General features: G+C 41.9%; 16 protein-coding genes. 6 read left to right on the top strand and 10 right to left on the bottom strand.

What is annotated here, in order from left to right:
* Positions 1-42 precede the first annotated feature (42 nt).
* Positions 43-1,146, top strand: a complete 1,104-nt coding sequence (locus MHH61_RS12845) for a restriction endonuclease (RefSeq protein WP_052470330.1) — start codon at positions 43-45, stop codon at positions 1,144-1,146.
* 59 nt (positions 1,147-1,205) lie between these two features.
* Here MHH61_RS12845 and MHH61_RS12840 read toward each other — a convergent pair whose 3' ends face one another.
* The 3 genes from MHH61_RS12840 to MHH61_RS12830 form a co-directional block, all read right to left on the bottom strand.
* Positions 1,206-1,967, bottom strand: a complete 762-nt coding sequence (locus MHH61_RS12840) for a YfkD famly protein (protein ID WP_223255680.1) — start codon at positions 1,965-1,967, stop codon at positions 1,206-1,208.
* An 88-nt stretch (positions 1,968-2,055) separates the two neighbouring features.
* Positions 2,056-3,123 carry a calcium/proton exchanger gene (cax, locus tag MHH61_RS12835; protein WP_125587451.1) on the bottom strand — a complete coding sequence of 356 codons (1,068 nt, stop codon included), beginning with the start codon at positions 3,121-3,123 and terminating at the stop codon, positions 2,056-2,058.
* A gap of 65 nt (positions 3,124-3,188) precedes the next feature.
* Positions 3,189-3,566 carry an OsmC family protein gene (locus MHH61_RS12830; protein ID WP_125587450.1) on the bottom strand — a complete coding sequence of 126 codons (378 nt, stop codon included), beginning with the start codon at positions 3,564-3,566 and terminating at the stop codon, positions 3,189-3,191.
* A 75-nt stretch (positions 3,567-3,641) separates the two neighbouring features.
* Here MHH61_RS12830 and MHH61_RS12825 point away from each other — a divergent pair, with 75 nt between their 5' ends.
* Both MHH61_RS12825 and MHH61_RS12820 read left to right on the top strand, forming a co-directional pair.
* Positions 3,642-4,805, top strand: coding sequence for an MFS transporter (locus MHH61_RS12825; RefSeq protein ID WP_125587449.1), 1,164 nt, complete (start codon positions 3,642-3,644; stop codon positions 4,803-4,805).
* A 16-nt stretch (positions 4,806-4,821) separates the two neighbouring features.
* Positions 4,822-5,328, top strand: a complete 507-nt coding sequence (locus tag MHH61_RS12820; protein WP_034623158.1) for a GNAT family N-acetyltransferase — start codon at positions 4,822-4,824, stop codon at positions 5,326-5,328.
* A 206-nt stretch (positions 5,329-5,534) separates the two neighbouring features.
* On the opposite strand, the gene MHH61_RS12815 is transcribed toward MHH61_RS12820, so the two are convergent.
* From MHH61_RS12815 to MHH61_RS12805, 3 genes are read right to left on the bottom strand one after another with little or no spacing between them, the layout of a single operon-like run.
* Entirely contained in the window at positions 5,535-6,353 is an 819-nt protein-coding gene (locus MHH61_RS12815) for a YihY/virulence factor BrkB family protein (RefSeq protein WP_024425272.1), read from the bottom strand.
* 27 nt (positions 6,354-6,380) lie between these two features.
* The gene (locus MHH61_RS12810) at positions 6,381-6,704 is read right to left on the bottom strand and encodes a YtxH domain-containing protein (protein WP_041106306.1); all 324 of its coding nucleotides are present in this window, start codon (positions 6,702-6,704) and stop codon (positions 6,381-6,383) included.
* A gap of 20 nt (positions 6,705-6,724) precedes the next feature.
* On the bottom strand, positions 6,725-7,195 hold the full coding sequence (locus MHH61_RS12805; RefSeq protein WP_024425273.1) for a low molecular weight protein-tyrosine-phosphatase: 471 nt from the start codon (positions 7,193-7,195) through the stop codon (positions 6,725-6,727).
* A 173-nt stretch (positions 7,196-7,368) separates the two neighbouring features.
* Between MHH61_RS12805 and MHH61_RS12800 the strand changes: the two genes are divergently transcribed.
* Together MHH61_RS12800 and MHH61_RS12795 are read left to right on the top strand one after the other, a co-directional pair.
* A complete protein-coding gene (locus MHH61_RS12800) occupies positions 7,369-8,724 on the top strand; it encodes a sodium:alanine symporter family protein (RefSeq protein WP_024425851.1) in 1,356 nt (451 codons plus the stop codon).
* Between the two features lie 77 nt (positions 8,725-8,801).
* Positions 8,802-9,017 (top strand): DUF1128 domain-containing protein, encoded by a 216-nt coding sequence (locus MHH61_RS12795; RefSeq protein ID WP_003214000.1) that lies wholly within the window; start codon positions 8,802-8,804, stop codon positions 9,015-9,017.
* A gap of 106 nt (positions 9,018-9,123) precedes the next feature.
* On the opposite strand, the gene MHH61_RS12790 is transcribed toward MHH61_RS12795, so the two are convergent.
* Positions 9,124-9,642 (bottom strand): type 1 glutamine amidotransferase domain-containing protein, encoded by a 519-nt coding sequence (locus MHH61_RS12790; RefSeq protein WP_024425275.1) that lies wholly within the window; start codon positions 9,640-9,642, stop codon positions 9,124-9,126.
* Positions 9,643-9,896: 254 nt separating this feature from the next.
* Between MHH61_RS12790 and MHH61_RS12785 the strand changes: the two genes are divergently transcribed.
* Positions 9,897-14,189, top strand: coding sequence for a multifunctional 2',3'-cyclic-nucleotide 2'-phosphodiesterase/3'-nucleotidase/5'-nucleotidase (locus MHH61_RS12785; RefSeq protein ID WP_125587448.1), 4,293 nt, complete (start codon positions 9,897-9,899; stop codon positions 14,187-14,189).
* Positions 14,190-14,275: 86 nt separating this feature from the next.
* Here the strand turns inward: MHH61_RS12785 and MHH61_RS12780 are convergent, their stop codons facing one another.
* From MHH61_RS12780 to treC, 3 genes are read right to left on the bottom strand one after another with little or no spacing between them, the layout of a single operon-like run.
* Positions 14,276-14,710 carry a terpene synthase gene (locus MHH61_RS12780; RefSeq protein ID WP_125587446.1) on the bottom strand — a complete coding sequence of 145 codons (435 nt, stop codon included), beginning with the start codon at positions 14,708-14,710 and terminating at the stop codon, positions 14,276-14,278.
* 46 nt (positions 14,711-14,756) lie between these two features.
* The gene (gene treR, locus MHH61_RS12775; protein WP_024425854.1) at positions 14,757-15,485 is read right to left on the bottom strand and encodes a trehalose operon repressor; all 729 of its coding nucleotides are present in this window, start codon (positions 15,483-15,485) and stop codon (positions 14,757-14,759) included.
* Between the two features lie 19 nt (positions 15,486-15,504).
* Positions 15,505-17,205: an alpha,alpha-phosphotrehalase gene (gene treC / locus MHH61_RS12770; RefSeq protein WP_024425855.1), complete on the bottom strand. Its 1,701-nt coding sequence runs from the start codon at positions 17,203-17,205 to the stop codon at positions 15,505-15,507.
* Positions 17,206-17,211 lie beyond the last annotated feature (6 nt).

Genomic DNA, 17,211 nt, shown 5'->3' with positions numbered 1-17,211 from the left:
AATAATGTATAATTTTAATAAAAATAAACAACGAGGTGCTTAATGGAATATTTAACGAAAACGAAGTTATCCGAAGCTGTAGGCTGGTCAGAAAGTGGCGGAAGACGTTGGATTAATTTTTTCCAAGAATATATTCCAAGTGTCAAACGAGGTAATTCAATTTCTTTCACTCAACAATCAGTGGACGCTTTAAAAAGAATTAAGCAACTCAGTGAAATATTTTCAATGAAAGAAATGCAAGAATTATTTATTGATAAAGGCTTTCCTAAGAAGGATACAGATATTAAAGATTTAATTAATAGTTTTAGTTCTAGTACAAATGATATTCCATCTACTAAAAAAATCATCATAACATTTCTTAACGTAATAAAAGATCGTAAACCCTATACCTCTAGTTATATAACAGATGAATTGACTAAGTTGTTTAATTTAACTGAAGAACAAAGATCTCGATCCTACGAAAACAGTAAAGATTCAATTTTTATTACAAGAATACGTAGTGCTAGATACAGTCTTAAAAATTCAAACTATATAGAAGAAATTAGTCAAGCTACATACCAAATAACATCAACAGGTTTAGATTTGTTAGATGATAATCAAAAAGAAATGGAAGAAGAATTAGAAGACATTGAAGAAGTAATTGATCCATTTGAAATTATGTCAGAAAAGTCAGGTGAGTTAAGGAAAGAACTGGCACAATCACTCTTGCAACAGATTAAAAAAGCACATTGGAGAAAGCTCGAATATATAATAGTTGAACTACTTATGGCTATGGGTTATGGCGACGGGAAAATTACTGGTAAAACTAACGATGGTGGTATTGATGGTGTTATAAAAGAAGACAAACTTGGCTTAGATAATATTTATTTACAAGCAAAACGATGGGATAATTCTATAGGTAGAGAACTTGTTCAAAGCTTTTCAGGTGCTCTGGATGACATGGGCGCAAAAAAAGGTGTTTTTATAACTACTTCTCATTTTACTAAAAATGCAATTGATTATGCAGATAGACTACAAAGTAAAAAAATTATCCTAATTGATGGTGAACGATTAGCAAAATTAATGATTGATTACGATATAGGTGTTAATCTAAGGGAGAAATTTATTTTAAAAAAAATTGACTTTAGCTATTTCAATGAGGAGTAAAATAAATATTAACAATTTATAAACAAAGCCTCTTTCATCATGAAAGAGGCTTTGTTTGTTTAATTCATCCCTTGAAACCCAAACGTCAGGTGATCCTGAACAGGTATCCAAGCGCCGATTCCTTGTGAGGTCACGTTTTTTACGACGAGTTTTCGTTTATTTCCTTTTAGCACAAGGTACACTTCTCCGTATGTGACCTTACCTTTTTCGTTAATCGCTGGTGCATAGGCATGAAGCGATGCTGCTTTTTTCGGAGAGACGTGGTATGACTGATCTCGTTTTGTTCCTGCACCAATCACGGTGTCAAAAGCGAGGGGCAGCTTTGTTTTTTGAATCGCTTTTTGCATCATCAATGTTTTCACATCTTCTGGGTTCGGCACTTTTGCTGTGAGGCCGCCGCTTACTTTCACTTGCTGCTTTTGAACGTATTTTCCAATGGCTGTTTTGTTGCCGCCTCTGTTATCAATGTGGTTCGTATTCACTTTTTTGTATTCCCAGTTGGCGACCGTTTCATTTGAATCGTAGCTCAGCGCCCATCTCCCGAGGAAAATGGTCGCACGGTATCCAACAGCTAATGGCGTCCCTGAAATGCTGGATTCATTCAGCATTTTAATCAAATGAGTATTCTCGATCGGTACACTTGTTGTTTTGAACAATTCAGCCGTCAGCTCGCTCGGCTGGAGCAGCGGCTGATCCTGTGACGCGTTTGGATACGTATTCTCCTTGGAGATACTGGCGACAGAGGATGGCACTTTAAATGGCTTTGCCGCCTCCGCAGGAAAGCTGTATAGAAAACTTAAGGATAAGAGAACAACAAACATGATGCGGAGCATCTTTTTCATATCATCACTCTTTCTCATTCATTTTTCCATAGTATTTTCCGCAAAGACGTCCCTTATCCACAAAAGATTATAAAAGGAAAAATCCAATCGCCATAATAAAATAGGCAGCGAGTAATGTGGCTCCTTCAAACCAGTTTGTATCTCCATCATTTGATAAAATCACCGTGAGCAGCACAGAGGATGCCATCGCAATGAGCTCTGGCAAGGAGAAAATGAGCGGCATCTGCTTATTAAAAAATAGCGAGCTGATGACTAGGATTGGCGCGACCATCATGGCAACCTGAAGTGTGGAGCCAAAGGCAATTTCCACTGCTACATCCATTTTGTTTTTATACGCCATGATGACAGCTGAAGCATGTTCTGCGGCGTTGCCGACGATGGCCACAATAATGACACCGATAAACAGCTCACTCCAGCCAAACTGTTCTCCTACCGTATCAAATGTATGAACAAGGCGCTCAGAAATGTACGCAACTGCGATCGTCGAAAGCAGCAAAATCACAGTGGCAAACTTCCCAGACCATTCAGGTGTTTCTTCTTCCGTCTCCGCTTCACCTTGCCCACTCTCCTGCTTGGCAACATAGACACCGCGGTGGCTGACTAGTTTGAAATAAAGCGCTGCAACATAAAGCAAAATCATCACAATGCTGATCCCAATGCTTAAAACAAACTGTTTATTCTCTGCCATCTCCACCGAAAATACTTCTGGAACGACAAACGCTACAATGATGGCAAACATGAGCAAGCCTGAATTGTGTCTTGCATCATGGACATTGAACACTTGGCGCTTATATTTTAATCCGCCAACAAAAAAAGACAGCCCCGCCACAAGCAGTAAATTTCCGATGACTGATCCAGTTAATGAAGCAAGTACAATGGCCGTCAGTCCTTGCTTTAAGGCAAAAAACGATATGATTAATTCCACTGCATTTCCGAAAGTGGCGTTTAAAAGTCCGCCAATTCTAGGTCCCGCAATGATGGCAAGACTTTCTGTGGCTCTTCCCATAAAACTAGCAAGACCAATAATGGCGATACAATAAACGGCAAACATGATGACCTGCGGGAAATGAAGAAAACTGCCAATCACCGATAGCGGAACACCGATTGCGACAATTACAAGAAACAAACGATTCATACAGCCATTCTCCTTTACATATGTCTGACTGTTATTCTTTCGTGAGTGCCGGCATCGTATACATTTTAGATTCGCGCGTGTGAGAAAGTGATATCAATAATCCCTTTCACAGACTGCACCATAGAGCAATGCTTCAATGCAAGGGTGATCACTTTATCGATTTGTTCATCAGATGTCTTGATGTCTTCAAATAAGATATGTAAATGAATGCAGGAAATTTTGTTTACAGCCCCTGCCCTTGTCGTTTCAGGTGTGATCGTAAGCCCTTCATAGGATATTCGCTTTTTACGGCATACATGAATAAGCGTTTCTCCAAAGCAGCCTGCAATGGCTGAGGTGAACAATTGAGATGGGCGGAACCCCAGTTCTTCTGTTCCTGAAATAGGCAGCTGCCTGTCCTCAATATGTGCGATCCAATGATCCCTTTTGTATGTCAGCGTCATTCCTTTTCCACCTTTCTATTGAAACCCCTGTGGTTACATTGTACGATGAAAGCATGAACTTGTAAGGAGCATCTTATGTCGAGAATTCACTTTATGATTTTAATTTTACTTGTATCCGTATCTGGTTTTTCACAGGGGGCATTACTTCCTGTCATTTCCATTATCTTTGAACATGCCGGTACTTCTCCTACGTTAAACGGCCTGCATGCCACAGGCTTATATCTCGGTGTACTGCTTGCGTCTCCTTTTATGGAAGCACCGCTTCGCCGGTTTGGATTTAAGCCATTAATCGTCATTGGAGGCGCCGCTGTCTTTTTAAGCTTATTTAGCTTTGTGTTTTTTGAATCTTATGTCGTCTGGTTCTTCCTCCGGCTCATGATCGGGATTGGTGACCATATGCTGCATTTCTCTACACAGACGTGGGTGACCTATGCTTCATCATCAAGAAATCGCGGACGAAATATTTCATTGTATGGATTATCATTTGGACTCGGTTTTGCCGCCGGCCCTTTTTTAACGCCGCTCATTGAGATCAATCCAGCCTTGCCTTTTATTGTTTCTGGTGCCGTTAGTTTATGTATTTGGCTGCTTGTGTTTGTTTTAAAAAATGCATATCCAGATACAGGCGAAGTGCAAACGTCAGAGCAGACAAACAGTTTAAAGCGCTTTAAAAAGGCCTTTCAATTTGGCTGGGTCGCCTTTATGATGCCATTTTGCTATGGCTTTTTAGAAACAACGCTTAATAGTAACTTCCCTGTGTATGCACTCAGAAGCGGTGTGACAGTAGATGCAGTTGCGTTTATTTTACCTGCGTTTGCCATAGGGAGCATTGTCTTTCAGCTTCCTCTTGGGATGCTCAGTGACCGGTTTGGCAGGCGCCGCATCATTTTATGTGTGACACTCGCTGGATCATTCTTTTTCCTTTTGGCAGGGATTTTCATTCAATCCGTTTTGGCTGTAGCCATCTGTTTCTTTATTGCCGGAATGGCTGTAGGCTCTACCTTCTCACTTGGCATCAGTTATATGACCGACTTATTGCCAAAGCATCTGCTTCCCGCCGGGAATTTGATGTGCGGAATGGCGTTTAGTGCAGGCAGTATTCTCGGGCCGGTACTCGGAGGATTCTTTGTGCAAACGTTTGAAGGAATGAATTTACTTTACCTTGTCAGCATCGTGATATTATTTGTGTTTTGCTGCGTTCGATTTGGGAGAACGCAGGCAGTGCTGGAAAGTCACTAAAATGGGGGATCAATCGTTGTTTACATATCACATCACAAATGAATTGACTTTGGCATCTCTACAATTAGATGATGCGGACTCACTATTTAGCCTTATTCAAAAGAATAAGGCCCATTTAGGGGAGTGGCTGCCTTGGGTTCATCAATGCCAAAGCGTAGAAGCTGTCAAAACGTTTATTCAATCAACTCAAACCACCTACAATGAACAAAAAGGGTTGGAAGCTGGCATTCAGCTGAACGAGCAATTAATCGGTGTGTTCCGTCTGACATTTAATCAACAATTAGGCAATATCGGTTATTGGATTGATGAAGACGCGCAAGGACAGGGCATTGTGACAACCATCGTCAAATCTATGACAGAAACCTTTGCTCCTAAAGTCGATGGATTTGAAATTTTTTGTCCTGCTGGCCATGTCAGAAGTGAACGTGTAGCGATAAACGCAGGGTTTCAGCATGATCCTCATTACCAGTCAAAACCTGATACAGCTTTTATCCTTAAGCGATATATACGATTATCGAAATAAAAACTCCCCTGCACCTATGCAGAGGAGTTTTTTCATTTAATGATAACCATTTTGCCCGTTTGCACTGCCGCTTGTTTTGTGCTTTGGCTGATGGCCTTTGTTTTGTTTCGTGTTGCTTCCGCCTTTTTTCGATTGTTTGGACATATGTGATTCCCCCATCCATCAAGATTGAACATGTTGTTCTTCTTTAGGATGCCCGGATTTCTTCACACCTTGCCTGGTACGATTTTACGCTTATGTAAAAGCGCATTGAGCTCGCCGCCAAGGATAATCATGATACCGGTTAAATAGAACCAGATCATTAAAATAATGATTCCCCCAATACTTCCGTACATCGCACTGTAATTCGCAAACTCGCCTACGTAAAATGAGAACAGCATACTCACCAAAATCCATCCAATTGAGGCAAAAATGGCGCCTGGCAGAACAAATTTCAATTTCAGTCTAATGTTTGGGGCGAAATAGTACAAGGCTGTAAACACAATCAATAAAATCAGCGGGCTAATGATCCACCTCATGGCCGTCCAAATGGTGAGAAAGGCATCTGACTGCCCGACTAGTTCAGCGAGAAATAAGCCAAGTTCTTTTCCAAAGACAGGCAGCATTAAGGCAAAAATAATCGTGAGAACCATTGCGATGGTTAAAATGATTGATGTTAAACGTACGAGAATGAAGGAACGATTTTCCTCAACTTCGTAAGCATGGTTAAATGCTCTGACGACGGCATTAATCCCGTTAGATGCAGACCAAAGGGCGGCAATAATCCCGAATGACAGCAATCCGCCGTTACGGCTGTTCAGTGTCTCTTCGGCAATGGATTCAATCATCGAAAGCGCTCCTTCTGGCGCATAACCAGAGATGACGCTTAGGACATCCTTCGACGTCAGCGGCAAATATCCAACGAGTGTCAGCACGAAGATGAGAAACGGAAATAATGAAAGCAAAAAGAAGTAAGCAAGCTCAGCAGATTTTGCCGGTCCTTCATGCAGCAAAAAGCGTTCAATTAACGCTTTAATAAAACCCATACGCCTCATCTCCAATGATCAATCTTTCTATTTCGATCGAAAGTGATCCTTTGTTTCTTCAATAATCTCTAATACTTTTGGGGTTGTTTCCTTTAACTGATTGACTTGTTCATTTAAAAATGACAAATCATCTGAGACTGTTCGCATCAGCTGCTTCGTTTCTTCCATTTTTTCTTTCATACAAGCAGAAATTCTGGCTGGCTCCTGACGGTATTCCGCCAGCTTTTCCTGACAGTCATCCCATTTGTCTTTGAGCGCGATTCTCGTTGGCCGATGAAATAATGTCAGCAGTGCGCCGCAAGCTGCTCCTATCACAGCTCCTCGAAGCATGATTTGATTTTTTTCTTCCATCTCGTCTGATCTCCTTTCAGTTAAAGGTGTTTCTCTTTTTTTACATACGTCAAAAAACGATCAATTCCTTTTTCAATTAAATCATGTACTTCCTCAAAGTTTCCAGTGTAATAAGGGTCTGGCACATCATCTCGATCGTCGTCTTCAACAAAGTCAAGAAGACGGCCAATAAAGTGATGTTTCCCATAGCCGGCTATACTGCGAAGTGCCCCTACATTTTCAGCATCCATCGCAATGATATAGTCGTATGCTGTGATGTCCTCATCTATGATTTGTCTTGCGGACATCCCTTCATAGCTGATCCCTTTTTCATCAAGCAGCTTTCGTGTTCCTTCATGCGGAGGACTGCCTTGATGCCAGCCGCCAATGCCTGCTGAATCAATGACAAAGTGCTCGCTTAGCCCCTCATCTTCTACTCGTTTTCTAAACATGGCCTCTGCCATCGGTGACCTGCAAATATTGCCAAGACATACGAATAATACATGAATCATCCTTCATTCTCCTCCTATCTTTTCCCTAAGAACTGCTTTCGAAAACCTTTTCTCTATCATATCAAGCCCTTTTTCTTTTGAAAACTTTGCAAGAAAAACTCCCATCGGCATTGACACATTATACAAAAAAAGGTGACACTTTAGGAGAAATAAACAAATAAAGGGGGATACATATGGGATGGGTAGAACAGATTGTCAGCAGTATCAATGATGTATTATGGGGACCGCCGCTTTTGTTTTTGATCGTGGGGACAGGGATTTACCTTACCTTTCGCGTGCTCTTCATTCAAATTAGGCTGCTCCCCTATTCGCTTAAGCTGGCATTTTCAAAGCAAGATAAGACATCAGAAGGTGATATTTCTCACTTCCAAGCATTAATGACAGCCCTTGCTGCAACGGTTGGAACGGGAAATATTGTAGGGGTCGCCTCTGCTGTCATTGCCGGCGGACCAGGCGCTGTGTTTTGGATGTGGTTTGCAGCGTTCTTTGGAATGGCGACTAAATATGCTGAAGCTGTTCTCGCAGTGAAATACCGTGTCAAAAATGAAAAAGGGGAAATGTCCGGCGGGCCGATGTACTATTTGGAGCATGGCTTGAAGCAAAAATGGCTAGGGGTGCTGTTTGCTATTTTTGGCGCCACGGCTGCATTTGGGATTGGGAATCTCGTGCAGTCAAATTCTATTTCTGGTGTCATGAATTCAACCTTTCAGATTCCAACATGGATCACCGGCATTATCATTACAGTCTTTACTGCCCTCGTGATTTTAGGCGGGATTAAAAGCATTGGCCGTGTGACGGCTATTTTTGTACCGGTCATGGCTTTATTCTACGTCATTTGCGGACTGATCATTCTTGTCATGAATGCGGATCTTGTCCCAAGTGCCGTCGGGCTCATTTTTACGGATGCATTTACAGGCCAAGCCGTTGCAGGCGGTGCGATCGGAACCGTAATCCGCTGGGGTGTGGCGAGAGGGGTATTTTCCAATGAAGCAGGTCTCGGTTCTGCACCAATCGCTGCTGCTGCTGCAAAAACAGATATGCCTGCTCGTCAAGCGCTTGTGTCAATGACGCAAGTCTTTATTGATACGATGATTGTTTGTTCCATTACAGGGATCACAATTGTCATGGCCGATATGTACGTCACAGAAAAAAGTGATGCACTCACCTCGTTATCCTTTGCTCATTTCCTTGGTCCAATCGGCTCAATCATTGTTGCAATCGGCTTACTTTTATTCGCCTATTCCACCATTATTGGCTGGTCCTATTATGGCGAAAAATGCTTTACATATTTGGCGAAAGATTCATATGTGATGTATTATCGTGTTGTGTTTGTTATTGCTGTCTTTTTCGGTGCCGTGTTTAAGAATGATTTCGTCTGGGGCGTAGCGGATATGCTAAACGGACTGATGGCTGTTCCTAACTTAATCGGCCTCATCGGTTTGTCAGGAGTTGTCGTGTTTGAATCTAAACGAATCATTGATAAGATCAAGCAGGAGAAAAAGGAGAAAAACATCTCGGTGTCGTCTTAATAGCCCTTTTATTCTTTTGCTTTTCTGTTAAAATAGACATATTATTCAACACATATGCAGGAAAGGACGTGCCGCCCTTGTCAGAGCAAAAAGCGGCTGAAGTCAATCAGCTGATTGAAGACATTTCGCAAAAGTTAAATATGCTGAACATTGGAGTCATCAAAGCTGAGGACTTCAGTCCAGACAAGTACGAAGATATTGAATTTCTACACCAAATGGTGATGAAAAAATCTTCATTCAGCCCAAGTGAAATGCAAGCCATCGCAAGCGAGCTAAAAAACTTAAGAAAATAATCGTGCAAAGGAAACTGGATTCGGTTTACGCCGCTTTCTTCCATCCATGCACAGAAAAAGCCAGCACCCCGCAAGGTGCTGGCTTTGTTTATCCTGTCAAAACTGCTTATTTTGCGAGCAGTTTTAATGATTCACGGTTAAATGCTGGAATGTCATCAGGTGTACGGCTTGTCACAAGCTGATCCTGACAAACGACAACTTCTTCATCTTTGAATTTTGCGCCTGCGTTTTCCATATCTACTTGAATGGATGTATAGCCAGTCGCGCCTCTGCCTTCCAGTGTCTTTGCTGTAATGAGCAATTGCGGTCCGTGACAGATCGCAAATACTGGTTTTTTCTCGTCCATAAATGCTCTTGTGAATTGAACATAGCGGTCATCTGCACGCAGAATGTCTGGTGAGAACCCGCCAGGAATCAGAAGTGCATCGAAGTCTTCAGGCTTCACGTTATCAATGGACGCATCCACTCTCACTTCTGCTTCTCCTTGCTTCCCTTTTACTGTTTTTCCTTTTTCGTTTTCAATGACTGTGATCTCATGGCCTGCATCTTTAAAGGCTTTTGCAGGCTCGGTGAATTCAACATCCTCAAAGTAATCTGTTAATACAACTGCAATTTTCTTACCCATGTAGAAACCCTCCTGCTTGATTATCGTTTACACTACACACTATACCCGGGTACATTGAAATCAAACATCCTATCCCGATCAGATAACCCCTTATGATGAAAATAAGCATTTAGACTTATTTATATTTCCTCAACAAGGTAATTCGTATGATTTATGTTATCTTTACAATAATCTGCAAAAAATAACTACAAAAGTTAACGAAACATTTCTACAATAGGTATTGTGGTCAAAAAAATTAGAAAGGCGGAGATCAGGTGAAGAAGCAAGCACATAGGTCTAAACGAAGGAAAAACCTGTCTATTCTGCTCACTTCCATTATGATGATTAGTCTCATTCTCCCAGCAGTACCTACTCATGCAGCAATAGAAAACGGCGATGCCGTAAAAGTCAGCATCTTAGCCACAACGGATGTTCATGCGAACATGATGAATTACGATTATTACAGCGACAAAGAAACAAATGAATTTGGTTTGGCAAAAACAGCCGAGCTGATTGAAAAGCACCGTTCACAAAATCCAAATACACTCCTTGTTGATAACGGAGACCTGATTCAAGGAACCCCTCTTGGAGAATACGTTTACAAAAATGAAAAAGACAGTATCATCAATCAAACAAAGGTTCACCCCATTATTCATACACTCAACAAACTAAAGTACGATGCAGGAACACTTGGCAATCATGAATTTAACTACGGATTATCATTTCTTGATGGTACTATTGCCGGGGCTAACTTCCCGATTGTCAATGCGAACGTCAAAAAGTTAAATGGAGAACACCGTTTTACGCCTTATGTGATCCAAGATAAGACCTTTAAAGATGCAAACGGAGCTTCCCAAACTGTGAAAGTCGGTTACATAGGATTCGTTCCACCACAAATTATGACGTGGGATAAGAAGAATTTAGATGGACAAGTTCAAGTGCAGGATATCGTCGAATCTGCCAATGAAACCATTCCTGAAATGAAGGAAAAAGGCGCAGATATCATCGTCGCCCTTGCCCATACAGGAATTGAAAAAACCGCTTCACCTAAAGGATCAGAAAATATGATCTTTGACCTTGCCACAAAAACGAAAGGCATCGATGCGATCGTGTCCGGCCACCAGCACGGCACATTCCCAAGCGCTGAATATAGCGGCGTCGACAAATTCGATGTCTCAAAAGGAACGATCAACGGCATTCCAGTCGTCATGTCAAAAAACTGGGGAAGCTACCTCGGAGTCATTGATTTAACATTAGAGCCTGACGGCAGCAAATGGAAGGTCACAGATGGAACAGGAAAGATTGAATCTGTTGCAGGAGTCACCTCTCAAAACAGCACTGTGAAAGATTCCATTCAAACAACGCATCAAAACACACTTGAGTATGTGAGAAAACCTGTTGGTAAAACAGAAGCAGACATTAACAGCTTTTTTGCTCAAGTGATGGATGACCCTTCTATTCAAATTGTGACTGATGCACAAAAATGGTATGCACAAGAAAAAATGAAGGACACGTCATACAAAAACTTACCGATTTTATCTGCAGGCGCCCCGTTTAAAGCCGGCGGCCGAAACGGTGTAAATTATTATACAAATATCGCAAAAGGTGATTTAGCAATTAAAAACATCGGCGATCTCTACCTTTACGATAACACCGTGCAGATTGTCAAACTGAAAGGCAGTGAAGTAAAAGACTGGCTCGAGATGTCTGCTGGACAGTTTAATCAGATCAAACCAAACGATTCAAATGAACAGCCTATTTTAAACGAAGAATACCGCTCGTATAACTTTGATGTGATCGATGGTGTCACCTATCAAGTCGATGTGACGCAGCCTGCTAAGTACAGCACAACAGGCACTCTTGTTAATGCGAATGCAAACCGCATCAAAAACCTGTCCTACAATGGGAAACCAGTCTCTGACAATCAAGAATTTTTAGTCGTAACGAACAACTATCGAGCTTCTGGCGGCGGGGGCTTCCCGCATCTGACGCAAGATAAAGTGGTGCTTGCCTCAGCTGATGAGAACCGCCAAGTGCTGATGGATTATATTATCGAACAAAAAACCATCAATCCAAGTGCGGATCAAAACTGGTCCATTGCACCAGTCAAGGGCGCAACAGTCACATTCGAATCTTCTCTTTTAGCTAAGCCGTTTGCTGAAAAATCAAGCAGCGTAGATTTTGTTCGTAACGCCAGCACAGATGGTCTTGGCGTGTACAAGCTAGCCTTTAAAGGGGATGACACAACAGAACCGCCTGCATCAGATAACTGGAATTTAACGGTAATGCATACAAACGATACACACGCACACCTTGATGATGCGGCAAGACGTGCAACAAAGATTAAAGAAGTTCGAGCCGAAAGCAAAAACAACATTTTATTAGATGCTGGAGATGTCTTCTCTGGTGACCTATATTTCACAAAATGGCAAGGACTTGCCGACCTAAAACTGATGAACTTAATGAAATATGATGCCATGACGTTTGGTAATCATGAATTTGACAAAGGTCCTTCTGTTCTTCGTCAATTCCTGACAGGTGATGCATCAGATGTAGATGCGAAAAACCGTCATCAATTTGAAAAGCCTGCATTCCCGATTGTGTCATCAAACGTTGATGTCTCTAAGGAAAAACAATTGAGCGGCTTAGTGAAAAAGCCAGCCACATTCAAAGCTGGTGAGAAAAAAGAAGCTGGGATTTACCCATACATCCTGCTTGATGTAAACGGTGAGAAGGTGGCTGTATTCGGCTTAACGACTGAAGACACGGCCATTACATCCAGCAGCGGTCCTAACATTCAATTCAAGGATGCATACAAGAAAGCAAAAGAAACAGTCAACACGATTCAAACAAAAGAAAAAATCAACAAAATCATTGCTTTAACTCACATTGGCTATAACCGTGATCTTGAGCTTGCTCAAAAAGTAGACGGGATTGATTTAATCATTGGCGGTCACACGCACACCCTTGTTGAAAAATTAAAGGTCGTCAATAAGAAAGAACCAACGATTGTCGCACAGGTGAAAGACTACGGACAATTCTTAGGAAAAGTAGACGTGGCCTTTAATCAAAAAGGAGTCGTACAGCCAAAGGAATCTTCTTTTGACCTCATCACCATCGATGACTCTGTCAAAGAAGATGCCGATGCAAAAGCGATCCTCGATCAGTACAAGGCAGATATTCAAGATTTAAAAACGGAAAAAGTCGGGTCTACCGATGTCCTCTTAGATGGACAACGCGAGCATGTCCGTGCGAAGGAAACGAACCTTGGAAACTTTATTGCTGACGGCATGCTGAAAAAAGCACAAGAATCTGCTGGTGCTGATCTTGCCATCACAAACGGCGGTGGTATTCGAGGCAGCATTGAAAAAGGAGATATCACATTAGGTGATATTTTAACGGTCATGCCATTCGGAAACACACTCTATGTCGCAGATTTAAAAGGCAGCCAAATTAAGAAAGCACTCGAACAAGGGCTTTCAGGCATTGAGGAAGGCGGCGGCGCATTCCCTCATGTAGCCGGCATTGAATATACGTTTACGCTGAGTAAACCAGCTGGCAGCAGACTCATTGATGTCAAACTGAAAGACCAAAACGGCAAACTAACAGACATTCATGATCAAAAAACATACCGCGTGGCGACAAACGCATTTGTCGGCACAGGCGGAGATGGCTACAGCGTCTTTACAGAAGCCTCTCACGGCGAAGACTTAGGCTATGTTGACTATGAAATCTTCAAAGAGCAAATTGAACAGGCAGACGGCGGGCATATTTCTCCTGTCATCGATCATCGAGTGAAAGAAGTGTTCCTTCCGCGTGCGAAAGGAAAAGGCGCCTATGACATTCAAGATGATGAGAAATTCCAAACGTATGTGCAGCATACAAACAAAGCATTGCTTTATTTAGAAAAAGCAAGCGAAGCGAAAAACGTTCAATTGTCTCTATCAAAAGCGCAGGTAGCCGAGCTGAAGAAAAGAGAGCAAGATCCAAACGTCACCATCTATCATGACAAAGTGGGACTCGTATTACCGCTCTCTAATTTGTCCGAAAATAGCGCAGATATATGGATGAAAAAGACGAATAAGGTGAAAAATGCATTAACGGATACGTATGATTTCCAAATCAAACAAGATCAGAAAAAGGTTTCTACCTTTAAAGATCCTGTCACACTATCCTTTACATTAGATGAGCCTCAAAAGGCGAAGAAACCTGGTGTATATTATGTAGACCGCAAGAAAAACCGTTATGCCAAAACAAGTAACGGATCGTTCGAAAATGGGGTCGTATCAGGTCAAACTGAACACTTCAGCGAATATACCGTACTCAACCAAAGCGGGGCAGCTGGAACAACGCCAGATCAAACTGGCGGAGACGGCGGTACATCAGTGCCAGGCGGAGATACAGGTACAGATCCAAACCAAGATGGAACCGGACTCCCAGGCGGAACACTCCCTAATACAGCAACGATGATGTATACAGCTGTATTGATTGGTGTTCTTATGCTTGCCTTAGGCGGTATCCTATATTACTACCAGCGCAAGCGTACAAGAAAAAATGTATCATCCTAAAAAAGGACAGAGCGTATGCTCTGTCCTCATATTGTTGACAAAGGGCTAAAATGATCTTGATTTTAGCCCTTTGTCTTCTTTTCATCTCAATCTTGGGATAAATAAATCCAATTGCGTTTATCAAATTCTTTCACATTATCTGATCCTATATGACGCAGCATTCTATTGAAGAACGTGATATCATCTTCATCATCGATGGCATATAAATCCTCTTGAACATAATCTCTTATAATAAAATTCGTTAAGTTCGTATTATTCACAAAATCAGCAAAATAATCCTCTACAAGAGTTAAATCCTCTTCACTTAACTTTTCATCATTAATAATTGAAATATGAAACACATTCAAAATCGCTTGTATATCTTCTTCATCCATATAACATAATGGCGCTAGTTTTCGATCTTCTTCCGTAAACGGTTTTCGAGTATCTTCAATAATCACGTAACATAATATTCGATGATCTTTCATCACGCTAAAAATTTCTAAATCCCTTAATTTTAATGGTCGATTCAGTCTAATCATTTTTCCTCCTATAAATCATTTCTCCAAAAATTGAAACGGACAGAGCCTATGCTCTGTCCGTTTTTTCTCTTCTAGCAAAATCGACGAATCTGAAGCGGTCTAATCGGTGACGGCTTTCTGTGTATTGAAATAAACTCGTATCCTCTAAGAACACATAATTCTTTACCACAACGACATGGTCAAATCCCTTCAAATCAAGGTACTTGGCATCCTCTTCTGTACATGGCTCTACCACAAATTCCTTTTGAGCATAGCTGATCGATACACCGAGTTCTCCCTCAATATACTCGTAGATTGATCCTTCGCATATGTCTTTAGACAATACTTCGACATGCTTTTGCAAGAAGTAGTCCTTGTCTAAAATCACTTCTTCTCCGCTAATATTACGAGATCGAATGACTTTCCAGACGTCTGTCTGTTCATCAATTTTCAGCTGAGACTGAATATACTGATCCGGTTTAATTAAGCCAAATTCATGAACCGTTGTGACTGTCTTTCGGCCAAGCGTTTGGGAAAGCTCTTTAAAGCTGACAAGACCTGATACAGGGAACTGCATTTTCTCCCGATTCAGTAATACAGAGCCTTTCCCGCGGATTTTTTGAATATAGCCATTTTGCACAAGAATATTTAATGCCTTTCTCACCGTCTCCCGGGACGTGTCGTACATGATAGAAAGTTCATGCTCTGATGGGAGGATGCCTTTATCCTGCCATTCACCTTGCTCAATTCGTCTTGCGAGCTGATCATAAATCACTCGAAACTTATTCTCTTTCATTTTCCCTCCGCCCCATTTTCTAGCGTTTGGTTAAATGATAAACGATTGACTCATATGGGCGCAACGTAAATCCCTTGATATGTGCCGGCACATCCTCATAATTGGATAACAGGACTTGCCCCTCCATCTCATCTACAGCCTGCACAAGCTCATCAGGAAGCGTGAAGTCCGCCTCCCCTGGATAAAAGTGATTGATCACGAGGAGCTTCTCATCCTTGCTTTCTCTAACATAAGCAAACACCTTTGGATCTTCTGCTAAAAGTAAGGAGAAGCTGCCATATGTGATCACATCAAGTTCTTTACGCAGTCTGCAAAGGGCTTGGTAATGATAGAAAATGGACGTCCGGTCTTTTAACGCAGCTTCGACCGAAATGTCGTTATGGGCTGGCTCAATCCAAGGTGTTCCTGTTGAGAAACCTGCATTCTTCTCTGAGGTCCACTGCATTGGTGTTCTCGCATTATCTCTTGACTTGACCTGTAAAATGGCGAGTGCTTCTTCCTTTGATTTTCCCTTTTCAAGCATGACTTCGTACATATTAAGTGATTCGATATCACGGTAAGACGAAATGTCCTCAAAGCGAGGATTCTTCATGCCAATTTCCTCACCTTGATAAATATAAGGAGTCCCCTGCATCAGATGAATCGTGGTCGCCAGCATCTTCGCTGATTGCTGATGATACGTGTCATCATCACCATACCTTGAAACGATCCGCGGCTGATCATGATTGCACCAGAACAGCGCATTCCAGCCGCCGCCCTCATGCATTTTCGTCTGCCATTCAGACAGAATCGACTTCAATTCTTGAAAATCAAATGGTGCGATCGCCCACTTTTCGCCGTTTGGATAATCCACCTTTAAATGATGGAAGTTAAACGTCATATCCAGCTCCTGCCGATCAGGTCTTGTATACCGAATACAGTCTGCGATATTCGTTGAAGACATTTCTCCAACTGTCATGCTATCGTATTTCGAAAAAACCTCCTGGTTCATTTCATGCAGAAATTCATGAATTCTCGGCCCATCCGTATAGTACATGCGGCCGTCGCCTTGCACAGATTGTCCGGCGTCATCTAAGAAGCGCTGATCCTTTGAGATGTTGTTGATGACATCCAGCCTGAACCCATCAATTCCTTTTTCAAACCAAAAGTGCATGATGTCATATACTTTCCTGCGCACCTCATCCTTCTCCCAATTGAGATCTGCCTGAGTGACATCATATAAATGAAGATAATAATCTCCTGTTACTTCGTCAAGCTCCCAGGCTGGGCCGCCAAATTTCGACTGCCAATCATTCGGCGGAGATCCGTCCGCTTTTGGCTCCTTCCAAATATAATAATCTCGGTATGGGTTATCCTTTGACTCACGCGAGGCTTGAAACCACTCATGGAAAATGGATGTATGGTTAACGGCTAGATCCATGATGACTCGTATTCCTCTCTCATGCGCTTCCTTCAGCATGCGTTCAAAATCTGTCATTGTGCCGTACATGTCATGGATTTTTGTATAATTACTAATATCATAGCCGTTGTCATGCTGCGGGGACTCATACATTGGCGTGAGCCAAATACAATCCGCCCCAAGCTCTTTAATGTAATCAAGCTTTTTCGTCACGCCATTGATATCCCCTGTACCAGAGCCCGTTGTATCTAAAAAGCTCTTCGGATAAATTTGATAGACCACCGCTTTTTTCCACCATGGTTCATTTGATTGCTGATTCAATTTCCT

This window comes from Bacillus sp. FSL K6-3154 (assembly GCF_040869395.1).
Lineage (GTDB): Bacteria > Bacillota > Bacilli > Bacillales > Bacillaceae > Bacillus > Bacillus safensis.
The sequence above is the reverse complement of the archived record's forward strand: the minus strand, read 5'-3'. Positions and strand labels throughout refer to the sequence as shown.

What these genes read in the sequence shown, in the direction of transcription:
- MHH61_RS12845 (WP_052470330.1), top strand. Translation starts at nt 43, where the DNA reads ATGGAATATTTAACGAAAACGAAGTTATCCGAAGCTGTAGGCTGGTCA.
- MHH61_RS12840 (WP_223255680.1), bottom strand. Translation starts at nt 1,967, where the DNA reads ATGTTTGTTGTTCTCTTATCCTTAAGTTTTCTATACAGCTTTCCTGCG.
- cax (WP_125587451.1), bottom strand. Translation starts at nt 3,123, where the DNA reads ATGAATCGTTTGTTTCTTGTAATTGTCGCAATCGGTGTTCCGCTATCG.
- MHH61_RS12830 (WP_125587450.1), bottom strand. Translation starts at nt 3,566, where the DNA reads ATGACGCTGACATACAAAAGGGATCATTGGATCGCACATATTGAGGAC.
- MHH61_RS12825 (WP_125587449.1), top strand. Translation starts at nt 3,642, where the DNA reads ATGTCGAGAATTCACTTTATGATTTTAATTTTACTTGTATCCGTATCT.
- MHH61_RS12815 (WP_024425272.1), bottom strand. Translation starts at nt 6,353, where the DNA reads ATGGGTTTTATTAAAGCGTTAATTGAACGCTTTTTGCTGCATGAAGGA.
- MHH61_RS12810 (WP_041106306.1), bottom strand. Translation starts at nt 6,704, where the DNA reads ATGGAAGAAAAAAATCAAATCATGCTTCGAGGAGCTGTGATAGGAGCA.
- MHH61_RS12805 (WP_024425273.1), bottom strand. Translation starts at nt 7,195, where the DNA reads ATGATTCATGTATTATTCGTATGTCTTGGCAATATTTGCAGGTCACCG.
- MHH61_RS12800 (WP_024425851.1), top strand. Translation starts at nt 7,369, where the DNA reads ATGGGATGGGTAGAACAGATTGTCAGCAGTATCAATGATGTATTATGG.
- MHH61_RS12790 (WP_024425275.1), bottom strand. Translation starts at nt 9,642, where the DNA reads ATGGGTAAGAAAATTGCAGTTGTATTAACAGATTACTTTGAGGATGTT.
- MHH61_RS12780 (WP_125587446.1), bottom strand. Translation starts at nt 14,710, where the DNA reads ATGATTAGACTGAATCGACCATTAAAATTAAGGGATTTAGAAATTTTT.
- treR (WP_024425854.1), bottom strand. Translation starts at nt 15,485, where the DNA reads ATGAAAGAGAATAAGTTTCGAGTGATTTATGATCAGCTCGCAAGACGA.